The 11434-nt window shown below is 61.7% G+C and carries 9 protein-coding genes; 1 reads left to right on the top strand and 8 read right to left on the bottom strand.

Annotated elements, in window-relative coordinates:
• Positions 1–90 precede the first annotated feature (90 nt).
• The 8 genes from J5M72_RS13385 to J5M72_RS13350 all read right to left on the bottom strand — a co-directional run bounded on the left by J5M72_RS13385 (position 91) and on the right by J5M72_RS13350 (position 10526).
• Positions 91–1068, bottom strand: a complete 978-nt coding sequence (locus J5M72_RS13385) for a D-glycerate dehydrogenase (protein WP_207865743.1) — start codon at positions 1066–1068, stop codon at positions 91–93.
• A 21-nt stretch (positions 1069–1089) separates the two neighbouring features.
• Positions 1090–2388 (bottom strand): MFS transporter, encoded by a 1299-nt coding sequence (locus J5M72_RS13380; RefSeq protein ID WP_207865741.1) that lies wholly within the window; start codon positions 2386–2388, stop codon positions 1090–1092.
• 66 nt (positions 2389–2454) lie between these two features.
• Complete coding sequence (locus J5M72_RS13375) at positions 2455–3474, bottom strand: sugar kinase (protein WP_207865739.1); 1020 nt, start codon at positions 3472–3474, stop codon at positions 2455–2457.
• Positions 3467–4249 (bottom strand): TIM barrel protein, encoded by a 783-nt coding sequence (locus tag J5M72_RS13370; RefSeq protein ID WP_207865737.1) that lies wholly within the window; start codon positions 4247–4249, stop codon positions 3467–3469. The genes J5M72_RS13375 and J5M72_RS13370 overlap by 8 nt, the downstream gene beginning before the upstream one ends.
• Before the next feature lie 105 nt (positions 4250–4354).
• Positions 4355–5383, bottom strand: coding sequence for a LacI family DNA-binding transcriptional regulator (locus J5M72_RS13365; protein ID WP_347709520.1), 1029 nt, complete (start codon positions 5381–5383; stop codon positions 4355–4357).
• A 151-nt stretch (positions 5384–5534) separates the two neighbouring features.
• The gene (locus J5M72_RS13360; protein ID WP_169430519.1) at positions 5535–6176 is read right to left on the bottom strand and encodes a DUF1345 domain-containing protein; all 642 of its coding nucleotides are present in this window, start codon (positions 6174–6176) and stop codon (positions 5535–5537) included.
• 78 nt (positions 6177–6254) lie between these two features.
• Positions 6255–9353: an efflux RND transporter permease subunit gene (locus J5M72_RS13355; RefSeq protein ID WP_207865736.1), complete on the bottom strand. Its 3099-nt coding sequence runs from the start codon at positions 9351–9353 to the stop codon at positions 6255–6257.
• Positions 9354–9368: 15 nt separating this feature from the next.
• The gene (locus J5M72_RS13350; protein ID WP_102718708.1) at positions 9369–10526 is read right to left on the bottom strand and encodes an efflux RND transporter periplasmic adaptor subunit; all 1158 of its coding nucleotides are present in this window, start codon (positions 10524–10526) and stop codon (positions 9369–9371) included.
• A gap of 203 nt (positions 10527–10729) precedes the next feature.
• On the opposite strand from J5M72_RS13350, the gene J5M72_RS13345 reads away from it, so the two are divergent.
• The gene (locus tag J5M72_RS13345; protein WP_065261627.1) at positions 10730–11431 is read left to right on the top strand and encodes a response regulator transcription factor; all 702 of its coding nucleotides are present in this window, start codon (positions 10730–10732) and stop codon (positions 11429–11431) included.
• Positions 11432–11434 lie beyond the last annotated feature (3 nt).

The raw sequence follows: 11434 nt of genomic DNA, 5'->3' as shown, positions 1-11434 counted from the left end.
AGCAGGCTCGCTCCCACAGTGTACTGCGGTGTACACAAGACCTGTGGGAGCGAGCCTGCTCGCGAAGGGCCGGTACAAGCGCTGAAAGTTTCAGCTCTGCCAAGCTGATGAGTTCACCAGATTCACCGGCTTCTTCCCAGTTAACGCCGCCAACAGATTCTCCACCGCACACCGCGCCATCGCTTCGCGCGTTTCATGGGTCGCCGAACCCATGTGCGGTGTGGCCACCACGTTGTTCAACTGCAACAGCGGCGAGTCATGATTCAGCGGCTCACGCTCGAACACATCCAGCCCCGCCGCGCGAATCCGGTTATGGCGCAAGGTGTCGATCATGGCCGCCTCGTCTACTACCTTGCCTCGGGAAATGTTGATGAAGATGCTTTCCGGGCGCATCAACGCAAACTGTTCGGCGCCAATCAAACCTTCAGTCTGCGCCGTCAGCGGCAACGTCAGACAGATGAAATCCGCCTGCTGCAGCAAGTCTTCAAGGCTGCGGTACTGCGCGTTGAAGCGTGCCTCGACCGCCGGTTTGCGCGACTGGCTGTGATAGATCACCGGCATCCCGAACCCGAAATGTCCACGCTGCGCCAACGCCTCGCCAATCCGCCCCATACCGATGATGCCCAGGGTCTTGCCATGCACATCGGTGCCGAAATGCGCCGGGCCGATGCTGCGGTGCCAGTGACCGCCGCGTACCATGTTCGCCAGTTCCACCACGCGCCGGGCGGTGGCCAGGATCAGCGCGAAACCGGTGTCGGCGGTGGTTTCGGTGAGCACGTCCGGGGTGTTGGTCAGCAGAATTCTGCGTCGGGTCAGGTAGTCGATGTCGTAGTTGTCGACGCCCACCGAGACGCTGGAAATCGCTTCGAGCTGCGGTGCCAGATCAAGCAATGCCGCATCCAGTTTCAGACTCGCGCCGAGCAATCCGTGGGCGCCGGGCAGGGCGTCGCGCAGTTTCATCAGGCCGTCGGCGTCGAGGCTGTCGATCAGTGTCACATCGACCTGTTCCTCAAGGTGCGCCATCAGCGCCGGCGAAAGTTTTTTGTACAGCACAACCTGCTTTTTCATCGCAGTCATCTCTCTTTCAATTCAGGAATGGGCCGGCTGCGGACGCGGTGCGACACGCTTGGCCGTCACCCGGTCGCTCGCGCCGGGCTTGAGAAAAATCGTCAGCACCACCGAAAGCATCAGCGCGCCGCTCATCAGCAGGTACGAAGCGCCGGGCGAACCGGTGGAGCTGTTGAGGTAACCGACGAGATACGAACCGCCGAACGAACCGAGGGCGCCCATGCTGTTGATCAGCGCCATGGCGCCGCCGGCAACGTTGGCCGGCAGGATTTCCGGCACGATCGCGAAGAACGGCCCGTAAGGCGCGTACATGCAGGCGCCGGCAATCACCAGCAGCGTGTACGACCACCAGAAATGCTCGGCACCCAAGGCATACGAACCGTAGAACGCCACCGAGGCAATCAGCAGCGGCGGCCAGACGAAACGTTTGCGCTTTTGCAGTTTGTCCGAGCCCCAGGACACCAGCAGCATCCCGATCACCGCCGCCAGATACGGCAGGGCCGAGAGCCAGCCAGCCTCGATCATGTCCATTTGCGCGCCGGCCTTGAGAATCGACGGCAGCCACAGCACAAAGCCGTAGACGCCAATGCTCCAGCAGAAAAACTGCAGCGCCAGAATGATCACCTTCGGCGAGCGGAAAGCTTCAGCGTAGTTCTTCACCGCTTTGATCCCGACCTGTTCGGCGGCGAGAGCGCTTTGCAGATCGTGCTTTTCCTGGTCGTTGAGCCACTTGGCCTGGGCCGGACGATCATCGGCCAGCTTCCACCAGATAAACGCCCAGAGCACCGCCGGCAAACCTTCGATGATGAACATCCAGCGCCAGCTGAAATGCTGCACCAGATAGCCCGAAACCACCGACATCCACAGCATGGTCACCGGGTTGCCGAGGATCAGGAAGGTGTTGGCTCGCGAGCGTTCGGCACGGGTAAACCAGTGGCAGAGATAGACCAGCATCGCCGGCATCACCGCCGCTTCGACCACGCCGAGCATGAAGCGGATGACGATCAGCCAATAGGCGTTGGAAACCACGCCGGTCAGCGTGGCGAGCCCGCCCCAGAGGATCAGGCTGACGAAGATCAGCTTCTTGACGCTGTGCTTCTGCGCGTAGATCGCGCCGGGCACCTGGAAGAAAAAGTAACCGAGGAAAAACAGCGCGCCGAGCAGCGAGGACAGGCCCGGCGTGATCATCAGGTCGGCGGCCATCCCGGAGGCGGCAGCGAATCCGTAATTGGCGCGATCCAGGTACGCCAGGCTGTAGGTGATGAACACGATCGGCATGATGTACCACCAGCGGCGGGTGGCGAGGGTTGCGGTTTTCATGGTCTTGCTCCTGAGCTTGTTGTTTTTGTCGCAGCAGGTTCAATTAATCGGTTGTTTGTACTGGCCCTATCGCGAGCAGGCTCGCTCCCACAAGGGGGCTGAGTTGGAACCCGATCCAGTGTGGGAGCGAGCCTGCTCGCGATTGACGGCCTCCAGTTCAGCCGAAAGTTCGGATCGGGTCGGCAAGCCCTCCATGTCGCCACGGCTCTGCACCGCCCGGCTGCCAATCCAGTTGGCGCGTCTGACGGCTTCGGGAAAGCTCTGGTGCTCCAGCAGGGCACTGATCATCCCCACCGCAAATCCATCTCCGGCACCGACCGTATCGACCACGGTTTCGACCGGCACACCGGCAACAAACCCCTGATCCAGGTGCGTGCGGTAATACGCACCCTGCGGCCCGAGTTTGATCGCCACGGCTTCGGCACCCTGATCCAGATAAAACGCGGCGATGTCCGCCGGATCTTCAAACCCGGTGAGCAAGCGACCTTCGCTCAGCCCCGGCAACACCCAATCGGCGAGGGCGGCGAGGCGGTTGATTTCGGTGATCATCTCCCGTTCGCTGGCCCACAGGCTCGGGCGCAGGTTCGGGTCGAATGACACGCTGCGCCCGGTGTTGCGCATGCGGGTCATCAGTTCACGGGACATTTCCCGGGCCGACGCCGACAGCGCTGGCGGAATGCCGGTGGCGTGCAGATGTCGCGCGCCCAGCAGCGTCGGGGTGATCGACTTCGATGACAGATGACTGGCCGCCGAGCCGCGACGGAAGTACTCGACCGTCGGATCGCTGCCGTCATCGTTGCGCGACTTGAGCTGGAAACCCGTCGGGTGCGCGTTGTCGACTTCGACATGGCTGCAATCCAGACCTTCACGGGCCAGGGTTTCGACGACAAATCGTCCCAGCGAATCGGCACCGACCCGGCTCAGCCAGGCCACCTTGAAACCCAGTCGGGAAAGTCCGATGGCGACGTTGCTGTCCGCCCCGGCAATCCGTCTGTGGAACTGATCGACGAATGCCAGATCACCGCTCTGTTCGGCAACAAACATGGCCATGGTTTCACCGAACGACAGAATATCGATCTCAGACATGAGCAGGCTCCAGGCGGGATTGGCCGAGGCAGGCGAGCGCGGCAACGTGTTCGGTGGTCAATTGCACCAGGTCGTCGCCCTGCAACGGGTATTCGGCGGCGCGCATGACCCCTTGGGCCATGTGCCGCAGCAGTTGTTCCCACAGATGCAGGTCGGTGGCGGCCGGCGGAACCGCTACCAGTTTGCCGTCGGCGCGGCGGGCCACGGCTTTGCAATGCACGTAACCGACGTGGCGGCCCAGCAGTCGAGCGGCACTGGTGGCGGACTGGTCCTGCCACTGCCAGTTGCCGATGTCGAAGGTCATGTTGATTGGCAAGTTGTGTTGCTCGACGGCGGCGAAAAAGCGCTGGAACGGTTCGATGCGCCCGCCGTGCAGGGTCTGATCGTTCTCCACCAGTAGTTGCACCGGGCTTTGCGCAAGGATTTGCGCGAGCGTCTGCAGATCGTTGTTGTCGGTGAAAAAACCCAGCGAGACTTTAAGCCACTTCGAACCGAACGCTTCGGCGTTTTGCAGCGCAGTGATGAGTTCGGGATTGGGCCGCGATTGGCCGGCGAGCCACAGTTCGGTGGGCGAGGAATAGATACTTTGCAGGCCTCGGGTTTGCGTGGCGGTGGAGAGTTGTTCGGGGACTTCGTTGGTCAACAGCTCTTCGCGCCATTCGATGCGATGGGCACCGGCAGCGGCCAACACCTCGATGAAAGAGCCTTGACCACGGCGGCGCACAAGGTCGGCGCCGTAGCTGGAAAGGCTGATGGAAACGGCGGGTTTATTCATTGTTATCTACCTCTGAAACCGGTTTCATTTTTGTTCAAAAAAAATCATCAAGTTGTGCAGTGCTCTTTCGGGCCCCTTCGCGGACTTGCCCGCGAAGAGGCCATGTCAGTCACCACAAAATCCACGGGTCGAACCGCGCTCAATGAGCAACGGTGCAAAATCCAGCGTCCGCGCTGCTTCATCATCCCCACGCAAGCGCTTGAGCAAGCATTCAAATGCCTGTGCCCCAATCTCGGCGGTTGGCTGGGCGAGGGCCGTAATCCCGCTGCCCACCAATGGATACCAATCCAGATCATCCAGCGCGATCAGCCCGACATCCTCGAACAAGTGGCAGCCGATCTCGCGCAAGGCCAGGGTGCAAGCCAGCGCCGCCACGCCATTGGCGCAGAACAGGGCTTTAGGGCCCGAATCAGGTGTGTTTAAAAAGGTTTGAAGGTCTTTGGCAAGACTCGGGCCGGTTTCCAGTACAGCGCCACGGAGGTCCTCGCGCTGGCCAATCTGCTGCTGAAAACCGCTGACCCGCTCGACCCGCGAGCTGGTGCCGTCGTACGGTTCCGTCACCAGCAGTACATCGCGATAGCCGCGTTGCTGCAGATGTTCGAGCGCCATCTCGATGGCTTGCGGGTTATTCAGCCCGACCATGTCGCTGTCGAGCCCATCGACCTTGCGATCCACCAGCACCAGCGGCATTTCCCGCTTCAGCTCATCCAGTTCATCCCGGTGGTGGCCCAGGGTGTTCACGATCAGCCCTTCGATGTTGTACGAGCGCAACAGCGCCAGATGCTGGCGTTCCTGCTCGTCATCGCGATCGGTGTTGCACACCACCAGGCTGTAACCGTGCCGGCGGCAGGCGGTTTCCACGCCGTGCATCACGGCAATCGAATAGGGGTTGCGGATATCGGCCACCAGCATGCCGATCAGGCGGGTGCGCCCGCGTTTCAAGCCACGGGCCATTTGATTGGGACGGTAGCCGAGTTCGGCAATCGCCTGCTCGATGCGTTGGGCAATGGCATCGGAGAGCAGGGCGCGGTCATCGCCGATAAAGCGCGAGACGCTGGCCTTGGACACGCCAGCGTGTTCGGCAACGTCGAGCATGGTGACGCGGCTGCGCTGGGCGGCGGAGAAATCGTTCACGGTCTGAAACCTTGTTATTGGATTTGTCAGGTCAGATTATCTGCATCTGAAACCGGTTTCAGGAAACACCAGAAGCGATTGGATCGTCAAGTGAATGATCGGAGGAAAACCCTAAGTTACCGACAAGTGGCGCTCGAGGATGAGCTAGACATCAGCCGAACAACCCGGCCGCAATGTTGATCGAGAACCCGAGAATGGCAGTGTTGAATACAAAGCCGATCAACGACTGTGCCAGCACGATCTTGCGTATTTCTCGGGTGGCCACGCCGACATCCGCCGTCTGCACAGCGACGCCGATGGTGAACGAGAAGTACAGAAAGTCCCAATAGTTGGGCGTTGTCAGGCCTTCGGCAAAACGCAGCGCCGGCTCCTTGCCGTCCCAGGTATAAAAAAGCCTGGCGTAGTGGACACTGAAAATGACCCCGATCAGCAACCATGAGCCAATCACCGTCAACGCGGTAAAGCCGTAGTGCAGGAGCTTGTGGGAAGTTTGCAGGTCCTTGCTGCCGACCAGTTCCAGGGTGATGGCCGCCAGACTGGCCAGCGCCGCGATACACACCACGAACAACACCAGTCCGGCGTTTTCGTCCTCGACTTCGGCGATGCGTCTGACGTCCGGTGCTTTCGCGCGAGCTGTCAGCCAGAACATCAGGAGCAGATAGGTCCAGACGCCGGCGTTCCAGCCAATGAGGGTTTTGCTGATGACGGAGTCGGCAGGGACCAGCAGGCCGACGGCAAGACCGAACAATGCGGCGGCGGAAAGGCGAGGGTGGGTGCGGGCGAGGAAGCGCATGGGAACTCGATGGGCCAGGGTGTGCAGACACCTTAGCCCAGCGCGGCGACCTGTGGCCACCGCGCCGGAACCGGTCAATCAATCAGGCTTGGCGAACCTGCGCACAAGCTTGATCACCACCACAAAGAATACCGGCACGAAAATCACCGCCAGCGTCGCCGTAATCATCCCGCCAATCACCCCGGTACCGATGGCTTGCTGGCTCGCCGAACTCGCGCCCGTGGCAATCGCCAGGGGTACCACGCCCAGAATGAATGCCAGCGAAGTCATCACAATCGGCCGCAACCGCAGACGCGCCGCTTGCAATGTGGCATCAATCAGATCGTGACCTTCGTCATACAGGCTTTTGGCAAACTCGATGATCAGGATCGCGTTTTTCGCCGACAGACCGATGATGGTGATCAGGCCGACCTTGAAGAACACATCGTTGGGCATCCCGCGCAAGGTCACCGCCAGCACCGCGCCGAGAACACCGAGCGGTACGACGAGCAGCACGGAAGTCGGAATCGACCAGCTCTCGTACAACGCCGCCAGACACAGGAACACGATCAACAGCGACAGCCCGAGCAGAATCGGTGCCTGACTGCCGGACAAACGTTCCTGCAGCGACAGCCCTGTCCATTCCTGCCCCAGGCCTTTCGGCCCTTGGGCAACCAGCCTTTCGATTTCCGCCATGGCTTCGCCGGTGCTGTGGCCGGGTTTTGGTTCGCCGGAAATCGAGATCGCCGGGTAGCCGTTGTAACGGGTCAGCTGCGCCGGGCCTTGAGTCCAGGTGGCCCGGACAAACGCCGACAGTGGCACCATTTTCCCGGCGTCGTTGCGCACGTGCATTTTCAGCAGGTCATCGACCTGACTGCGGCGATCGCCTTCAGCCTGCACGACCACGCGTTGCATCCGCCCCTGATTGGGGAAGTCGTTGACGTACGAAGAACCGATGGCGGTGGACAGCACGTTGCCGACGTCGGCGAACGAGATGCCCAGTGCGTTGGCCTGCTTGCGGTCCACTTCCAGCTGCACTTGCGGCGCTTCGGCCAGGGCACTTTCACGCACGTTCATCAGGATCGGGCTTTTCTCGGCGGCGTCCAGCAGTTGGGTGCGCGCTTCCATCAAGGTCGCATGACCGAGGCCGCCACGATCCTGCAGGCGGAACTCGAAGCCGCTGGACGTGCCGAGGCCATCCACCGGCGGCGGCAGTACGGCGAAGGCCACCGCGTCCTTGATCTGGCTCAGGGCAATGTTGGCGCGGTCGGCAATCGAGCTCGCCGAGTCGTCGCTGCCACGCTGCGACCAGTCCTTGAGCGTAGTGAACGCCAGCGCGGCGTTCTGCCCGCTGCCAGAGAAACTGAATCCGAGAATCACGGTGCTGTCGCCCACGCCCGGTTCGCTGGCGTTGTGCGCTTCGATCTGCTCGACCACCTGCACTGTGCGGTTCTTGCTCGCACCGGGTGGCAGTTGAATGTCGGTGATGGTGTAACCCTGATCCTCGACCGGCAGGAACGAGGAGGGCAGGCGCGCAAAGCACAGGCCCAGAGCCACCAGCAACACAACGTAGATCAGCAGATAACGACCGGTGCGTTTCAGCGCGTAGCCGACCCAGCCCTGATAGCGATCGGTCAGTTGCTCGAAGCGACGGTTGAACCAGCCGAAGAACCCGGTTTTCTCGTGGTGCTCGCCCTTGGCAATCGGCTTGAGCAAAGTGGCGCACAGTGCCGGGGTCAAGGTCAGGGCGAGGAATGCCGAGAACAGGATCGAGGTGGCCATCGACAGCGAGAACTGCCGGTAAATGACACCCACCGAACCCTGCATGAAGGCCATCGGAATGAACACCGCCACCAGCACCAGCGTGATGCCGATGATCGCGCCGGTGATCTGGCTCATCGCCTTGCGTGTCGCCTCTTTGGGTGACAAGCCTTCGGTGGCCATGATCCGTTCGACGTTTTCCACCACCACGATGGCGTCGTCCACCAGAATGCCGATGGCCAGCACCATGCCGAACATGGTCAGCACGTTGATCGAGAAACCCAGCGCCAGCATCGTCGCAAAAGTACCCATCAGCGCCACCGGCACCACCAGCGTCGGAATCAGGGTATAGCGGATGTTCTGCAGGAACAGGAACATCACCGCAAACACCAGCAACATCGCTTCGCCCAGGGTGTAGACCACTTTGGTGATCGAGACCTTCACGAACGGCGACGTGTCGTAGGGAATCTTGTATTCCACGCCCGCCGGGAAATAGCGCGACAGTTCATCCATTTTCGCCCGGATCAAGGTCGCGGTGCTGAGGGCATTGGCGCCCGGCGAAAGTTGCACGCCAACGGCGGTGGACGGCTTGCCGTTCAGGCGGGTGCCGAACTGATATTCCTGGCTGCCGATCTCGACCCGCGCCACATCCTTGATGCGTACGGTGGAGCCGTCCGGGTTGGCCTTGAGTACGATATCGGCGAACTCTTCCGGCGTCGAAAGCTGACCCTTGACCAGAATCGTCGCGGTGATTTCCTGACTGCTCGGATTTGGCAAATCACCGATGCTGCCCGCCGAGACCTGGGCGTTCTGCGCGACGATGGCGGCATTGACATCGGCAGGCGTCAGGTTGAAGCCGATCAGCTTCTGCGGATCGACCCAGATCCGCATCGCCCGCTCGGCGCCGTACAACTGGGCCTTGCCGACACCGTCGATGCGCTTGATCTCGTTCATCACGTTACGCGCCAGATAATCGCTGAGCGCCACGTCGTCGAGCTTGCCGTCGCTGGAGGTCAGGGTGATGAGCAGCAGGAAGCCGGCGGAGACTTTCTCCACCTGCAAACCTTGCTGGTTCACCGCTTGCGGCAGGCGCGACTCGACCACCTTGAGGCGGTTCTGCACGTCGACCTGCGCCAGTTCCGGGTTGGTGCCTGGTTGGAACGTCGCCTTGATCGTGGCGCTGCCGAGGCTGCTTTGCGATTCGAAATACAGCAGGTGATCGGCGCCGTTGAGTTCTTCCTCGATCAGGCTGACGACGCTCTCATCGACGGTCTGCGCCGAGGCGCCCGGGTACACGGCATAGATTTCGATCTGCGGCGGCGCGACGTCGGGGTATTGAGCCACCGGCAATTGCGGGATGGCCAGCGCACCGGCCAACAGGATGAACAACGCGACGACCCAGGCGAACACCGGGCGGTCGATAAAGAACTGCGGCATAGAAGAGCGTCCTGCTTACTGACCAGAGGTCTGGGCAAGTGGAAGAGGGGTGTCGTCGATCTGCACCACTTCGCCCGGACGGGCGTGTTGCAGGCCTTCGATGACAATGCGGTCGCCGGGCTTGAGGCCACCGGTGACGATCCAGCGGTCGTTCTGTACCGCGCCGAGCTGCACTGGCTGCTGGGCGACGCGCATCTGGTCGTCGACCGTCAGGACCTGCGCCACACCGGCGCTGTCACGTTGTACCGCGCGTTGCGGCACGGTCAGGCCATGCTGGATCACGCCTTGCTCCAGACGCACGCGAACGTAGCTGCCGGGCAACAGATCGAGGTCCGGGTTGGGGAATTCGCTACGCAGGATGATCTGCCCGGTGCCCGGATCGACCGTGATGTCACTGAACAGCAGTTTGCCCGGCAGCGGATAGAGGCTGCCGTCGTCCTGGATCAACGTGGCCTTGACCTGATCCTGGCCGACCTGCTGCAACTGACCGGAACGGAATGCCCGGCGCAGCTCATTCAATTCACGGGTCGATTGGGTGAGGTCGGCGTGGATCGGGTTCAACTGCTGGATCAGCGCCATGGGCGTGGTTTCGTTCTGGCCGACCAGTGCGCCTTCGGTCACCAGGGCACGACCGACGCGCCCGGAGATCGGCGCGGTGACGGTGGCGTAACCGAGATTCAGTTTGGCGCGCTCGACGGCAGCCTTGTTGGCGGCCACGTCGGCGGCGGTCTGCCGGGCGTTGGCGCGGGCGTTGTCGTAGTCCTGAGCGCTGATGGCCTTGTCGTCGATCAACTGGGCGTAGCGCTGCTCCTGCAACTTCGCCTGGAACGCGTTGGCCTCGGCCTTGCGCAGGGCCGCTTCGGCGCTATCGAGGTCAGCCTTGAACGGTGCCGGATCGATGCGGAACAGCACGTCGCCTTTTTTCACGTCGCTGCCTTCGCGGTAGGTGCGTTGCAGCACCACGCCGGCGACCCGGGCGCGGACTTCGGCGATGCGCGGGGCGGCAATCCGCCCGCTCAGTTCGCTGCTGATCGACAGGGGGCGCGCCTCAAGGGTTTCGATCCGCACGGTGGCCGGCGGCGCCTGTTCCTCGGCGTTCGAGGATTTATCACAGGCACTCAGCGTCAGCGCCAATGCGATCAGGCCGAGCCCGGCCAGCAGATTCTTCGACATGTACAACCCCCAATATTGATCTGCGCATCCTACGGACAGTCGCAGAGGGTAGCGGTGAAGCTTTGTAGGTGCTGTGTGAAATTGTGTAAGGGTTTTGCTCAGGGACGAGTGAGGGCGTATATCCTTTACGCCTTGAAATTTATTGCGACAGATATGCCGCCTTCGCGGGCAAGCCAGTCGCCACAGCACTTTCTGGATCATCAATGCCCAACATCCTCCTGGTCGAAGACGACACCGCCCTCGCCGAACTGATCTCCAGCTATCTCGAGCGCAACGGCTATTCCGTCAGCGTGATCGGCCGAGGCGACCATGTGCGCGAACGGGCGCGGCTCAATCCGCCGGACCTGGTGATTCTCGACCTGATGCTGCCGGGCCTCGACGGCTTGCAGGTCTGTCGCCTGTTGCGCGCAGACTCGGCAACGCTGCCGATTTTGATGCTGACCGCCCGCGACGACAGCCACGATCAGGTGCTGGGCCTGGAAATGGGCGCCGACGATTACGTGACCAAACCCTGCGAACCACGGGTTTTGCTGGCGCGGGTACGCACCTTGCTGCGTCGCAGCAGCCTGGGCGAGCCGATGACCGCCAACGACCGCATCCTGATGGGCAACCTGTGCATCGATCTGTCGGAGCGCACGGTGACCTGGCGCGATCAGCCGGTTGAACTGTCCAGCGGCGAATACAACCTGCTGGTGGTGCTGGCCCGTCATGCCGGTGAAGTGCTGAGTCGCGACCAGATTCTGCAACGCCTGCGCGGCATAGAGTTCAACGGCACCGACCGCTCGGTGGATGTGGCGATTTCCAAGCTGCGACGCAAGTTCGACGACCACGCGGGCGAAGCGCGCAAGATCAAGACCGTGTGGGGCAAGGGTTATCTGTTCAGCCGTTCCGAGTGGGAATGCTGATTC

It is taken from the genome of Pseudomonas sp. 58(2021), assembly GCF_017491585.1.
Lineage (GTDB): Bacteria > Pseudomonadota > Gammaproteobacteria > Pseudomonadales > Pseudomonadaceae > Aquipseudomonas > Aquipseudomonas fluorescens_BT.
This window is presented reverse-complemented; position numbering and strand designations above follow the sequence as displayed.